Source organism: Rudanella paleaurantiibacter (assembly GCF_009184635.1).
In the GTDB taxonomy this organism is placed as follows: Bacteria; Bacteroidota; Bacteroidia; order Cytophagales; family Spirosomataceae; genus Rudanella; species Rudanella paleaurantiibacter.
The window spans coordinates 137,653-151,845 of sequence record NZ_WELI01000012.1 but is presented as its reverse complement, the minus strand read 5'-3'; the positions used below and the strand labels follow the sequence as shown (position 1 = coordinate 151,845).

Here is a 14,193-nt window from a genome sequence, read left to right as displayed (position 1 = left end):
TTCATTTTGTGGGCAAAGTAAGTCAATCCGGGCGGAATACGTACCTGTTTTTACCGTAAACTTGCAAACCCAAACGGAAGCCCTCTTATGTTTGTTTTCGCCGATTTCAACTCCATAGCCAATCAATACATCGCCGAACTGCGCGACGTGACTATTCAGAAGGATCGGATGCGGTTCCGACGCAACCTCGAACGAATTGGCGAATTGATGGCCTACGAAATTTCCAAAACGCTGGCGTATCAGAACACAAACGTGCAGACACCCCTCGGCACGGCCAATGCTCCTCTGTTGCTACGTCAGCCCGTGATTGCTACCATCATGCGGGCCGGGTTGCCGTTCCATCAGGGATTTATGAACTACTTCGATCAGGCCGATAACGCCTTCGCGGGTGCGTACCGGGGTCATGTGCTGGGCACCGACGTAAACGAGTTCGAAGTAGCCCTCGACTATATTTCATCGCCCGATTTGGCGGGTCGTACGCTCATCATTGCCGACCCGATGCTGGCTACCGGGCGCTCTCTCGAAAAAGTGTATCATTCACTACTTCGGTACGGGATTCCGGCCCAAACGCATATTGCGGCCGTTATTGCCAGCCCCGAGGGCGTCGGCTATATGCAGGACCGGCTCCCGCAGTGCCACCTGTGGCTGGGTGCCGTGGATGCTTACCTCAACGACCACTACTACATTGTACCCGGCCTCGGCGACGCGGGCGACCTGGCTTTTGGCGAGAAAGTATAGCCATTTAGTAAATCACGTGCAGGGCACCTTCCTGCGGCTGGCGGCCCGGAGCCTTCACCAGATAACGGTACACACCGGCAGGCACTTTCTGGTTTTCATAGGTGCCATCCCAGGGGCGGCCGTCTTTGTCGGCATAGTACACAAGCCCCCCGTTTCGGTTGAACACAAACACCTCGGCCCCATCGAGGCTCGTCAGGTTTATTACCTGCCAGGTATCGTTGGTACCGTCGCCATTGGGTGTAAAGGCCGAGGGCATGAACAGTTTAATGTCGCGCACAATGTCAATCTCGTCTTCGGCCGGGCAGCGGCCGTCGGAGGTAGTAACGCGTAGTTTGTAGGTTCCCTCCCGCGCGGCAATCAGGCTACTACTACCGGGCGAAGTAGCCCCCCCGAACGTCCAGGCAAACCGATAGGTAGCCGGTTGCGGAACCGACCGCAGGGTAATTTGATCCCCCTCGAACAGGAGTTGGGTACGCTCCGTCAGGATTTTGGCGGAGGGCGGCACCGGGGGCAGCACCTTCAGCGGGTCTGAACTCGACTCATCGCCACAGCCGTACGGAAACTGTTTTTTTACGGTGTACGTCCCCTCGTCCGTCACCGATAGCGTCGAGCTGGTGGCCCCGGCAATATCTTTTCCATTGAGTTGCCACTGGTAGTTAAAGCCCGTTGCCGTGGCCGACGTGGCCAGCGTTACCGGCGATGCGTCGCAGCGTTCGAGGGCGGTAGTACTGCTGCCGTTGGTGGTAATCAGGGGTTTGTCGGACTTGTTCAGCTCGCAGTCGACCACCGGAATCTGGTACTCGCGCCGGGTTTGGCTAATGATGGTCCCGTTGCGTTTTTCGGTCACCATCACGGCAAACAGGTACAGGCCCACCCGCGAGGGCGTGAGCGTGAGCAAGCCGTTGCCATTGATCTGAAGCGGAAACACGCCCGGAATTGGGTTTTTTGTACCCGACCCTTGGGCCCATTGCACCGTTGGTACGTTGCTTACGGTCAAATCACCGGCGATATTGACAACCTGTGAAGGCTTGAGAAAACCCGCCAACGGGTCAACGAGTGAATACTCCAGTTGATCGCCATCGGCATCTTTGGCCGCAAAGCTGAGCGTGAATGCTTTTTCTTTGCAGGCATATTTGGCCTCAGGCACCGTAAACTCGGGTGTACTGTTCGGAGCCGCCGTTGGGAAAAAGTCGAGCCGCAAGGCCATCCCCGTCTGGCTCGGGTTCAGAATATTAGCCGGATTGGTCTCGCGGCAGCACCGCTCGAAATAGATAAAGTAGCCGCCGGGATCATTGTAAATCGCTTTCGACAGGGTAATATCCCGCTCAAACGTCCACTTCGTAATCAGCAGCGAAACCTGCTTGGCACAGGGGTTATTGGCTTCAAAGAGATTCGTATACTTTCCGGTGTCGAAGATGTTCCGGGATTCAATTTGTTTACCATCGCTTCGCCGGTAAATGTGGCAGGCAAACAGCCCATCCACTTTGGAGGCATTCGGTTTACTTCGGTCTACGTAGAGGTTCACCGTCAGGATGTACCCATCGGGCGTACCCGTTGCCCGTAGCGCCATATCGCCCCCAATCACCCCAATCAGCTCGAAGGCCTGGGCCGACACACTCAGGCATAAGGCAAACCCCAAAAAGCAGATAGTTCGTAATCCGTGTTTCATGCGCTCTCCTCGTTTTTATGGGCGGATTGATCTCAAAATTACAAAAACTTGCCTAATGTATACGAGCGTTTAGCATCCGGTAGTTTTGCCCTGAAACGAGAAAATCGCCAGTAAAGGGCAGCTCCCAAACCTGACTGGCTTGTTAGCATACCGTTTACTGGCGATTGTTTAGTAACGCGTGTTTTTACAACCTACGCGGCCCGACCTACGCGGCCCGACCGAACCCTTAGTTCAGCAGTTCGTCGAACGTCAGGCTTACGTAGTAGGTAGAGCCGATATACGGGCTACCAAACGCTTGCAGGTATGGCTTACCACCGAGGTTGGTAGCCCCCACTTTGATGATCGACTTGAGACCGGTCAGCTTGTAGTTCACCATCGCATCGAAGTTACGAATAGCCGGTACAATCGTGTTGGCATAGAGCGGTACCCCTACTTCGGTAGGCTGTCCGAAACCTTCCCACACAAACTCATCCTGCGCCCGGAACGTCACGCCAAAACCAAATTTCGAGTTACCCGTTGGGCGCTTCGAGAAACCGAGGTTATACCGGTTCTTAGGCGTGTTGAAACCAGCCGTTTGCAGCTCTTCCGACGGGGTAAAGTTATTCAGCTGGTTGTTGGCAATGTTACCCGAAATAACGTAGCCCTTCGGCAAAGAGTAGTTCAGACCAATAGCCCAGCCCGATGCGGTGATCCGCTCTGAGCTGTTAACCGGCATCGAGAAAGCCCGGCGTGTGCTGCCGCTGAATACACCAGAAGCTTCGGGCAGGATACCCGGTGCAATGGTAGCCGTTGGCTGAATCAGCACTACGCTACCGAGGAAGTCACGGTACACACTGTAGTAGTAATACGCATCAACAAACAGACGCTTGTTGAACACACCCCGATAACCGATTTCGTAGTTGGCTACTCGCTCGGGCTTGAACTCCCGGCGCTGGTAGGGTTTCAGACTACCCAAATTGGCCGCGACCGCCTGTGCCTGAATAAAGTTAGGCGCGTTGGCCGTTACCTGCGCGGTTACGTTCTGGGCAATCAGGCCCTGTACCTGTGGCGTTGCCAATTGAGCCGTTACACCCTGCTGAATAGCTGCTGCCGCTGCCGCTGCCGGAATCTGACCAGCCGCTACGGCCGCGTTGACCTGTGCCGTCACGCCGGCAGTTACCTGCCGCGTAACTTCCGCAATTACCTGTGGCTGTACAATAGCCGTAAGGGCCTGAATCTGGCGGGTACGGAAATCCTGGCTGGCGGCCGTAGTCTGGATAGCAGCACCAACCTGCGTCACGTTCGTCCGTGAGAATGAGTTCGCCAGATTGTAGCGGGTGTAAAACTCGGGCAAACCACCAATCAGGCGTGCCTGGGGGGTCAGCAGATCGATATACTGGTTTTGCGTAGTCGGAATCCGGAAACCTGTCTGGTACGATACCCGGAAGTTGTGATCACCAAACGTAGCTACCGCCGAGACACGGGGGGTAAACTGACCTTTGAAGTTTTCGTTCTTGTCGTAACGGGTCGAAGCCGTAATGGCCAGATGGTCGTTGAACAGGCTCTTTTTCACCTGCAGGAACGCGCCGTACTCATTAATGGGGATAGTACCGGTGCGGCCTTCGGCCAGATCGGCGAAGAGTGTACCAGCCGACCGCAGTTGATACTGGCGGAAGTTGGCCCCTACGAGTACATCAGCAAACTTGATCTGGTTCTTGAAATTGTACACCCCTTCGGCATGGTAGAGGTTGGTTTTGTCGGTAAACGCACCACCACCCTGTACAATCGGCGTATCCCGCACGCGGTCGCGCAGTTGCTCAAAAGCCGCCGTTCCTGGCAGTGGCCGACCCTGATCGGCAACAGCACGGGCCGCGAGATGCGCAGCGGCATCAGCCTGACCGGCCGCCCGAGCGCCCACATACGCACCAATGTACTGCGGGAACCAGGTAGTGCTGGGTTTCCAGCCCTCGTTCATAAACACAGCCGCTAAGCTCGACGCGTACGAGTCGCCCGAACGCTCCTGGGTTGTGTAAGCACGTAGGGTAAAATTGTCGCCCCGGAGTTCGAGTTTGGCCTGGGTCAGCGCAAAGTTACGCAGCGAGTAACGGCCCTGTGCCGTGTACACCGTGGTACCAAAACCGTAGTTGATCTGACCAACGGCTTCAATTTTTTCAGTAAGCCGGTAGTGCATAGCCGCGTTCAGCTTGAGGCTCTTGGTGTTGTAATCGACCAGGTCGCGCTCGCGCCAGCCCGTCCGGCTCACGTTCACGTTTGGAATCAAGCCGGCACCCAGGGCCGTCTGCAACTGCGTGCGCAGCGCTGCAGGGGTGTTTGGGTTCGCAATAATGCTGTTGGCTACGGCCTGCATGCCCTGCTGGTTTTCGTCGCCGTACACGTTCATCCCGTCGTAGTTCGGCAGGGTACCCGCGCCCCGGTCTGGGTCGAGCGTACCCGTAGCTGTACCGGCTGCGTTGAGGTTCGTGTAGTTAGTGGCCTGCCAGTCTTTTGCCTGCAAATACGAGGCATTGACCTTAAACGCCAACTTGTTGTTGAACGCCTTGGCGTACCGGATAGAGGCATCGTAGAACGGCGTGTTGACCACGTCGCGATTGCTGGCCGACATGATGCCGGTTTTCACGTTGGCGCTCAGTCCCTGATACAGGAACGGGCTCTTCGAGTTCATCAGAATCAAACCCTGAATAGCGTTGGGGCCGTACAGAGCCGAGGCTGCACCGGGCAGGATCTCAACGCTCTCCACGTCGAGTTCGGGAATACCCACGATATTGTCGATCGGAAAGTTCAGACCGGGGGCCGAGTTGTCCATCCCGTCGATCATCTGCACCGTACGGGGGTTACCGGTAGCACCAAATCCGCGCATGTTGATCGATTTGAACAGCAAGCCCTGCGTAGCCACGTCGATACCTTTGAAGTTGGCTAAACCTTCGTAAAAGTTAGAAGCGGGCGTCTGCTGAATAGCACGAATGTCCATTTTCTCAACAGAAACGGGCGATTTGAGCACGCTTTCTTCCACGCGGCTCGCCGACACAACCACTTCTTCGCCCACCGTTACCTGCTCAGACAGGACGATACTCAGGTCAGAAACGTTACCCGTTACGGTTTTTTCCTGAGTCTGAAAACCAACCGACGAGATCACAATCTGAAACGGTGGCGGGGTGTTCGTGCTGAACGAAAAGTTACCTTTTGTATCGGTAATTGTGCCAACTACCTTGCCCTTAACGGCAATGCTCACCCCGGCGAGGGGTTCAGTGGTGCTGGCGTCCGTTACTTTACCACTTACATTTACTTGAGCAAATGCACTGATACTCAGAAGCAAAAGCAGTAAGGGTAAAACACGTAATGAATTAGTAAGCGTTTTTAGCATAATCGAATGCAGTTTGATGGGTCTATTGTTTGTTGTCAACTACAAGCAAAGCTAATTAAATCATCCATTTTGTTCTAAAAAATCTTGCTTGATTGAAATTAAACGACCATTTACCGGACTCACGCCAGCCTCTACACATGATAAAATCGGTGTGTTTCGGGAAAACCAAACTACAGCCTAAGAAAATAAACCGGTTGACGTCTTTTTGCTGTTACTTTGTCGATATGTTGCCGGTCTCAGTAAGCAGCCGACAACCAATGACTGACGACTTTTTATCATGAACCATACATACGTCATTATCATGGCGGGTGGGGTCGGAACGCGTTTCTGGCCGTTCAGCCGTACCAACAATCCCAAGCAATTTCACGATGTACTCGGCACGGGCCGAACCATGCTCCAGCAAACGGTTGACCGTTTCGACGGTGTTTGCCCGCCCGAAAACATCTACATCGTAACGAGCGATAAATACAAGGAACTTTGTCAGCAGCAGATTCCGAGCCTCACCGACGACCAGATTCTGTGCGAGCCCATTGCGCGCAACACGGCCCCCTGCATTGCTTACGCCTGCTATAAAATAGCCCAACGCGACCCGCAGGCCAACATCGTGGTGTCGCCCGCCGATCACGTTATCCTGAAAGAAGAGGAGTTCCGGCGTACCATTGGCACGGCTTTGCAGGCTACGGCCGACCAGGATATTCTGGTGACGCTGGGCATTAAGCCAAGCCGCCCCGATACCGGCTATGGCTATATTCAGTACATTCCAGATGGCGATTCGGACGGTAAAAACGGGCGTCCACTGCGGGTAAAGACCTTTACTGAAAAGCCCCACCTCGAACTGGCGAAGCAATTTGTCGACAGTGGTGAGTTTGTCTGGAACGCGGGCATCTTTGTCTGGAATGTGCAGGCGATCATGGCCGCGTTCCGAAAATACCTCCCCGAAACGGCTGAGGTGTTTGAAGAAGGAACACCCCACTACACAACCGATAAGGAAACGTCGTTTATCGATAAGGCTTACTCACTCTGCAAGAGCATCTCCATCGACAACGGGATTATGGAGAAGGCCGACAATGTGTATGTCGTTCTGAGCGACTTCGGCTGGTCAGATCTGGGCACCTGGAAATCGTTGTACGAGGTATCGGGGAAAGACGAACATCAGAACGCCGTAGACGCCCATACCATGCTCTACGATACCCAAAATTGCATTATTAAAGCGCCGAAAGACCGCTTGGTGGTGGTTAATGGTCTCGACGGTTTCATTGTAGCCGAATACGATAACGTACTCATGATCTGCCGCAAAGACGACGAACAGAAGGTGAAACAGTTTGTGGCCGAGGCCAAAGAGCAAGGCGCAACGTTTGTGTAGCTACGTGAAGCAGAATTAGATTACGTTTTTGTCATCCCGACGCAGGAGGGATCTTACAGTCAGTCAATTAGAAAGATCCCTCCTGCGTCGGGATGACAAAAGCGTCTGTTTTAAGGGGGTGAGCATAAATTTTCGGGTAAATTGAAAACGAGTGTCAACTACAGCAATACGCTAGTTTGACCTGTTAAATGCGTTGAAAATACACCAGAATTTTTGCTCACCCCCTTAAAACCCCCAGGCTATGCCCCGGTGCCTCCCCAACCCTGAGCGCGCAGGCGGGTTTGCTGCCCGGCCCTGGTGGCCAGAATAGTCTGGGCAGGGTCGGCGGTGAGGTAACCAATTGCCGTGATGCGGGCGTGGTTTTTAAGGGCCTCGAACGCTTGCGGCCGAACCGTAAACAACAGCTCGTAGTCTTCGCCCCCGTTGAGGGCTGCCGTGAGCGCACTGATGCCAAATTCGGTAGCCGCCAGATGAGCCTGATCGTCGATCGGGATATTTTCGTCGAACAACACGACACCCGTACCCGACTGCCGACAGAGGTGCAATATCTCCGACGACAGCCCGTCCGAAATATCAATCATCGCCGTCGGTGTAATATCGAGGTCGCGGAGCTCGTGCACAATATCGGTGCGGGCGTCGGGCCGGAGTTGCCGCTGCATCAGATAGGCTCTTTCTTCCGAAAGCGACGGCTGCATGTCGGGGTTGGCCAGATACTCCTGCTTTTCGCGTTCGAGCAGTTGCAGACCCAGGTAAGCCGCCCCAAGGTCGCCGGTTACGCACACCACATCATTGGGTTGGGCGGTGTTACGGTACGTGATTCGGTCTTTGGGCACCGTACCCAATACCGAAACCGAAATGACCAGCCCTGAGCGCGAGGCCGTGGTGTCGCCCCCAACCAAATCCACTTTATAGGCCGCACAGGCCGCCCGAATACCCGCGTAAAGTTCGTCGACGGCTTCGACCGTAAACCGGCTGCTGAGCCCAAGGCTCACGGTAATCTGCGTAGGCAGGCCGTTCATGGCCGCAATATCCGACACATTAACCGCTACAGCTTTGTAGCCCAGGTGTTTAAGGGGAGTGTACGTCAGGTCGAAGTGAATACCTTCGAGCAGCATATCTGTCGAGATCAGGCCGTACTCCGTATCGTTCAGTGCAAAAACGGCGGCATCGTCGCCGATACCCCGAATAGTGCCCGGTTGCTGAGGTGTCTCAGTAGCCGTACGGATACGGTCGATGAGACCAAACTCGCCGATAGAATCGATTGTCGTCATGGATGAATGCAAAAAAGCCGCCCGGCTTTCGTCAGCAGAACGGCTTATAAAGCAACTAAGTTTTTTCGCTACGGGTTCTTCAGCGTGTACACATTCACGGTGCCGCCTGTTTTCTGGCTGGCTGTGGTACGCGTCAACACCACCTCTGTATCACCTAAGTTCGTGATGGTAAACTCAATGGTTCCGTTGGTTCCGGTAGGTTGGGGATTCAGGTTTTTCAGGATCAACCGGTTGTCGCCCTGTACTTCCCACTGCCCTGAAAATCGATTACCATCAAACTCTACCAGCGTCACATTGGGCGACTGGCTCAGGTCGAGCCGGAAGTTGGTATAACCGGGCCGCACATTGTTGGCACCACCTGCTGTAAACACGGTTGTGCTGTTTTCGTCGACCTTACGGGCTGTCCAGGCTTTGGCAATCCGCTCCGATACGGGGGCAGTTTTGGGTTTGCCACAGCCCGTCAGCAGGGTCACAAAAGCCAGCAGGCAAAAAAGAGCTGATAGAGAAGTCTTCTTCATATTCGGATATGCGTAAACTAAGTGGTTAAAGATACAGTAATTTTGTGATTCCATACAAAACCCAACCTATTGAACGTGACGCCCGGCGACTCAACCAACCGTTTGCCTACCTACACCCGCGCCCAGCTGGCCCTTCGGAACGGTTCGGACCGCGACGAAATCTGGTGCGCCTTTCGCGGGTTGATCTACGACGTTTCGGCCTCACGGCTGTGGCGCAACGGTAAACATTACGAGCACTGGGCGGGTCAGGATCTGACCGACGAACTCCCCGATGCCCCGCACGGCGACTGGGTTTTTCAGAAATTCCCGGCCGTTGGGCGGTTGGCGTAGGTTGTCCTTCTATTCTTTCACTATGATCACCCTCCTTGCCGATAGCGGCTCTACCAAGACCGACTGGCGCGTGCTCAGTTCCGGGCAAAAGACGTACCAGCTTACAACGAACGGCCTGAATCCATATTATCAGGATACCGACGCCATTTACCAGACCCTCACCGACCAGCTGGCCCCTCACCTGTTGCCTCAGGCAGTGCAGGCCGTGTATTTCTACGGGGCCGGCTGCGCCAATCCCGAATCCAACGCCGTGGTGGAAGGAGCCATTCGGCGGGCTTTCCCCAACAGTCAAACGGTTTTGGTAGCTTCAGACATGCTCGGAGCCGCGCGCGGGGCCGCCGGACACGAGCCCGGTATTGTGTGTATTCTGGGCACGGGGGCCAACGCCTGTTGTTACAACGGCCAAACCATCACCCGCACCATTCAGTCGCTTGGATTCTGGCTCGGCGATGAGGGCAGTGGCGGCTATCTGGGCAAAACCCTCGTCCGCGACTACTTCCAGCAACGGCTACCCGAACCGCTCCGGCAGGCTTTTACCGACCGGTATGCGCTCGACCGGGCCACGCTGCTCGACAATGCGTACAAAAAGCCGTTTCCGAACCGCTATTTCGCCGGTTTCACCCCGTTTCTGTCGGAACACATCAACCATCCATACGCAAACCGGCTCGTGACCGATGCATTTGTGCTGTTTTTAGAAACGTACGTGCGCCCTTTTCCAGAGCATGAGGCCTGGCCGATACACGTGGTGGGGTCGGTGGGTTATTATTTCGCCGAACAGCTTCGGCAGGCGGTGCAAGCCGTGGGTGGGCAAATGGGTCAGATCCTCAAAAGCCCCGGCGATGGCCTGGTGCAGTACCATCAAGGGATTTAATCAGCCACTCAATGCCAATTGAACGCGAAGGCAGATGTACGCCCATTTGCTTTATTAATCCGCGAAAATTGGCTCCATCCATGTCATCCGCGTACCAATTCCACAATACTATACAAATTACAAACCGTTGCCCCCTCCCGGTAGTTTACCTTCCAACCCCGTACCTTTGTATCTGAATACAACGCACAGGATCAACCATAATGGCTAATCGATTTTTCTTGAAAGTAAAGGACGTCATCCGCGAAACCCCCGATGCGGTAACGATCCAGTTCTGGCACCCCATCAGTCAGGAAGTACGCTACCAACCCGGTCAGTTTCTGACATTCCTCCTCAATATCAACAACCAGAAAGTACGCCGGTCGTACTCAATGTCGAGCTCACCGCACGTCGATGTCTCGCTGGCAGTAACGATCAAACGCTTGCCGGGTGGGCTGGTTTCCAATTATCTCTGCGACCGCATCCGGAAAGACGATGTGCTGGAGACCCTTGAGCCAATGGGTACGTTTGTGCCCCAACTCGACTCTACCAACCGACGAACCGTGGTGCTGATTGGCGCGGGTAGCGGCATTACACCGCTGTTTTCGATGGCTAAGTCGATTTTGCACAGCGAGCCCCACAGCCGGGTTTGGCTTATCTACGGTAATCGAAATCAGGAGTCGATTATTTTTAAAGCCCACCTCGATGCCATGGAGCAGGCCTATGGCAGTGCCCGGTTCCACACCACCCACGTACTGAGTCAGCCCACGTATGGCTACACCGGTACCGAGGGACGCCTGAACAGCCACACCATTATTAAACTGCTGGAAGAGTTGCCGCAGTCGGAGCGCGACAATGCCCATGTTTACCTCTGTGGCCCCGATGGTATGATGGACGAAGCCCGCAAGGCGCTGTCGCTCGTTGGCATCCCAACCGACCGCGTACACAAGGAAAGTTACGCCACAGCCACCACCGAATCGGCTGTGGGAGAGGTAGAAGAAGACCCCGCAGCGGCCGAATCGGCCGAAGGCGAAGTGACCATTCTGTACGAAGGCTCGGAATATAAGTTTGCCGTTGCGCCCCATCAGACTATTCTGGAAGCCGCTCTGGAGCAGGACATTGACCTCCCCTACTCGTGTCAGGCTGGTATGTGTACCGCCTGTCTGGGCAAGTGCGTATCAGGGCAGGTAAAGCTCGACGAAGAGGACGCCCTCTCCGACTCCGAACTGAAAGCCGGTTACATCCTCACCTGCGTGGCGCACCCGGTAGGCAAAGATGTAGTGATTGAAATTGACTAAGTTGTTCTAAATCAGAAGGGCTTAAAAACGACTCCTACGCCTGACTTGCAGGAGTAGATGATAAAAAACGGGTAAGGTTTTCGAAAACCTTACCCGTTTTTTATCATCTACTCCTCTGGCTCCCGTGGGGGCTTTGGCGCGGGGCTTGGAGCCTCAGCCGGAGCGGGCGCCGGGGCGGGTTGCAGAGCGGCCCGCCCCCGGATAACACGCGCTGGCCGGGGAGGGCGAGGCCTATGAGCAGGAGCACCGGGAACCTCCGGTACAGGAGCTATAGCCGCTGGAACCGGCAAGCCGGGCGGGGGCGGTACAGGGGCTACAGCCGCATGGGGCACCCGTGCCGGACGCGGCATCCGTGGCGTGCGGGGCGCTCTGGGGGCGCGGGGCTCCCGAATTGCGGGGGAAAATGGAGGCTCGGCTGGGCTCATCCCCCGCACTTCGCCCTCAACTCGCCGGAAAGCCTCTTCGGCCCGCCGATACGCTACCTCAGCCTGCCGATGTGCATCTTCCGCAATTTGTTCGCTCAGCTGAGCAATCTTCTCCGTCAGGGCAAAAGTCGGTTCGTACAAGGTGTTAATCGAGTCGCCGATAGTGGCCAAACGGTTGTAAAAAGGCTCCATACGCGTGTGCGCGGGTTCTACCTGTTCGCTTAGTTTCTCCATCTGCTTTTCGAGCCGCTCCATCTGCCCTTGTACTTGTCGGCTTTGTGCTTCTTTCTGCCGGATCAACGCGCGGGTCCTGGCGTCGTTTTGGGTACTCAACCGATTAAGTTCACGCTCTAACGGCCCAAGTTTCTGTGTTAGCGCACTGTGCTGCCGGGCCAGTTGACCCAACTGCCGGGTGAGCGGTTCGAGTTGCTTTTGCGACTGGCTATTTTTGCGGGTCAGTTCGGCCATTTCTTTCGACAGACGCTCGACGGTTGCCTGACGCCCACTCATCACCTCGTTCAGCTGCTTAGTCAGCAGTTCGAGTTCTTTTTGGGCCGCCCGCATTCGGGCCGTATCCTGAGCCGCAACAGGCGTAATTTGGGTAGCAATCTCCGTCTGGGGCATGGCTGCTTTAACCTCTCCTTTACGCACCGAGTCGACGCCGGACGTTTCGGGGCGGGTCATTGCTTGCCCAGCCGGGGCAGTACCCAAGCGCACCGCATCCGATCGCACCTGAGCGGCCTGCAACTGACTGGCCGCAAACACCCTCGCCATATCAGCCTGTCGCTTTTGGGTAGCGGCTACCGAAGCTGTTTCTTTCTGTTGTACGGCATAGACCGACACACTCACGCTCAGCAGGGTAATGAGCGTAAGTACCGCCAGTTGACTATTCGAAACAAGCGGTTGCGTAGGTACGCCCAGCATCCGCCGAACCCGTTGCAACAGTTGCTGCCGCCCACCGGCAAACGCCATCACAAGGGTGGGCGTCTCGGCCCCAGCCCGCTGCCACTCCTCCACCCGCGCCAATGCACGAGCCAGAATCCGGGCGTCGCCTACAACGGCTACGGCCACATCGTCGCAACAATGCTCGCGTTCTTCGCGAACCCGCGCCGAAAGCCACCACAGGGCCGGGTGAAAAAAGTAAAGAATCTCCACTACCGATTGCACCATGTTGAGGCCGTAGTCATACCGCCGGATGTGCGCCAGCTCGTGTGCCAGAATAGCCTCCACATCGGCCACACTCAGGCCCGACAGCAGACCCACGGGCCATAGCACCACTGGCTTAAACAAACCCACCACCACCGGGCTCGACACCTGTGCCGATACCCGCAACCGGGCCTGTACGGCCAGCCGTTGCGTGAGCTTATCCATGGTTTGACCCAGCAAAGCGGGTACGGGTAAGGTAGCCGCCTTCCGTAAACGTTGTACATATACCCAACCGCCCACCAATCGGAGCCCAAATACACCCACACCCACCAGCCACAGCCCCACCACCTGAGCCAGGTGCGCCGACAGAAACAACTGTAGCGCTGCCAGGCCCGTAGGCCGGGTTAACACGGGCGACTGCGCCCACCAGGCCAGTGCCGCGTTGCTTAACAGCAGATTGGGCGCCGTATTGGGCTCGTAGTAAAGGCCAAACGTAATGGCCGACGCCAGCAACTGGGCCAGCAACGCCAGCATACCCAACCGGTAGCGTAACACAGCCCGGCTCCGGCGCATCAGGTAAAAACAAACCGCTACGGGCAACACAAGCGCAAAGCCCTGCCAGAGCGCATGCAGGAGAGTCCAGCCGAGGGCCTCGGCCACCGGACTATTGAGCCAGTTCATTGGATTCATCGTCTTTCTGACCGCCCACGCGGTTGTTTAACAGTCGTTTGATCTCGTCTAACTCGTCGGCACTGGTCTTGTGCCGCCCTAATACCTGCATAACCAACTGCGAAGCCGACCCTTTGAAAGCCGTTTCCAGAAACCGGTCGAGCAGGCTCTGCTGGGCCTCCTGCTCGCTCAAAGCCGCCGTGTATACGTGCGACTTAGCCTCTTCCGAACGCGTCAGCAACCCTTTTTCGTACATAATCTGCATCAGCTTCAGGGTTGTGGTGTACCCAATTTCGCGTTGCTGACTCAGCTCATCGTTTACTTGCCGCACCGTGCGGGGACCATGTTTCCACAGCACGTGCAAAATCTCCAGTTCAGAATCCGTGGGACGCATAACCTATCTACGAATGATTTCGTAGCAAACATGTACGAAAGATTTCGTAATGTCAAATTTTTGAGAAATAAATCTTTTTTAAACCGTAAATCGTTCTGGATAGGAACGCGAGATAAGGTCACGCAAACGGCTCAACCACGGTTGCTGGCCACTAAGCCCGCGTT

General features: G+C 55.5%; 11 protein-coding genes. 5 read left to right on the top strand and 6 right to left on the bottom strand.

What is annotated here, in order from left to right:
- Positions 1-87: 87 nt before the first annotated feature.
- Positions 88-738, top strand: a complete 651-nt coding sequence (gene upp, locus F5984_RS23075; RefSeq protein ID WP_152126578.1) for a uracil phosphoribosyltransferase — start codon at positions 88-90, stop codon at positions 736-738.
- Positions 739-742: 4 nt separating this feature from the next.
- Here upp and F5984_RS23070 read toward each other — a convergent pair whose 3' ends face one another.
- Entirely contained in the window at positions 743-2,407 is a 1,665-nt protein-coding gene (locus F5984_RS23070; protein ID WP_152126577.1) for a gliding motility-associated C-terminal domain-containing protein, read from the bottom strand.
- Positions 2,408-2,633: 226 nt separating this feature from the next.
- Positions 2,634-5,768: a carboxypeptidase-like regulatory domain-containing protein gene (locus tag F5984_RS23065; protein ID WP_152126576.1), complete on the bottom strand. Its 3,135-nt coding sequence runs from the start codon at positions 5,766-5,768 to the stop codon at positions 2,634-2,636.
- A 277-nt stretch (positions 5,769-6,045) separates the two neighbouring features.
- Here F5984_RS23065 and F5984_RS23060 point away from each other — a divergent pair, with 277 nt between their 5' ends.
- Positions 6,046-7,131: a mannose-1-phosphate guanylyltransferase gene (locus F5984_RS23060; protein ID WP_152126575.1), complete on the top strand. Its 1,086-nt coding sequence runs from the start codon at positions 6,046-6,048 to the stop codon at positions 7,129-7,131.
- A 239-nt stretch (positions 7,132-7,370) separates the two neighbouring features.
- Here the strand turns inward: F5984_RS23060 and thiL are convergent, their stop codons facing one another.
- Positions 7,371-8,402 (bottom strand): thiamine-phosphate kinase, encoded by a 1,032-nt coding sequence (gene thiL / locus F5984_RS23055; RefSeq protein WP_152126574.1) that lies wholly within the window; start codon positions 8,400-8,402, stop codon positions 7,371-7,373.
- A 68-nt stretch (positions 8,403-8,470) separates the two neighbouring features.
- Positions 8,471-8,920, bottom strand: coding sequence for a hypothetical protein (locus tag F5984_RS23050; RefSeq protein WP_152126573.1), 450 nt, complete (start codon positions 8,918-8,920; stop codon positions 8,471-8,473).
- Between the two features lie 69 nt (positions 8,921-8,989).
- On the opposite strand from F5984_RS23050, the gene F5984_RS23045 reads away from it, so the two are divergent.
- The 3 genes from F5984_RS23045 (at position 8,990) to F5984_RS23035 (ending at position 11,395) form a co-directional block, all read left to right on the top strand.
- Complete coding sequence (locus tag F5984_RS23045; protein WP_152126572.1) at positions 8,990-9,250, top strand: cytochrome b5 domain-containing protein; 261 nt, start codon at positions 8,990-8,992, stop codon at positions 9,248-9,250.
- 22 nt (positions 9,251-9,272) lie between these two features.
- Positions 9,273-10,121 (top strand): N-acetylglucosamine kinase, encoded by an 849-nt coding sequence (locus tag F5984_RS23040; protein ID WP_152126571.1) that lies wholly within the window; start codon positions 9,273-9,275, stop codon positions 10,119-10,121.
- 200 nt (positions 10,122-10,321) lie between these two features.
- Complete coding sequence (locus F5984_RS23035) at positions 10,322-11,395, top strand: ferredoxin--NADP reductase (protein ID WP_152126570.1); 1,074 nt, start codon at positions 10,322-10,324, stop codon at positions 11,393-11,395.
- Between the two features lie 107 nt (positions 11,396-11,502).
- Here F5984_RS23035 and F5984_RS23030 read toward each other — a convergent pair whose 3' ends face one another.
- Both F5984_RS23030 and F5984_RS23025 read right to left on the bottom strand, forming a co-directional pair.
- The gene (locus tag F5984_RS23030) at positions 11,503-13,647 is read right to left on the bottom strand and encodes a M56 family metallopeptidase (RefSeq protein WP_185155624.1); all 2,145 of its coding nucleotides are present in this window, start codon (positions 13,645-13,647) and stop codon (positions 11,503-11,505) included.
- Positions 13,631-14,029 (bottom strand): BlaI/MecI/CopY family transcriptional regulator, encoded by a 399-nt coding sequence (locus tag F5984_RS23025; RefSeq protein WP_152126568.1) that lies wholly within the window; start codon positions 14,027-14,029, stop codon positions 13,631-13,633. The genes F5984_RS23030 and F5984_RS23025 overlap by 17 nt, the downstream gene beginning before the upstream one ends.
- Between the last annotated feature and the right edge of the window lie 164 nt (positions 14,030-14,193).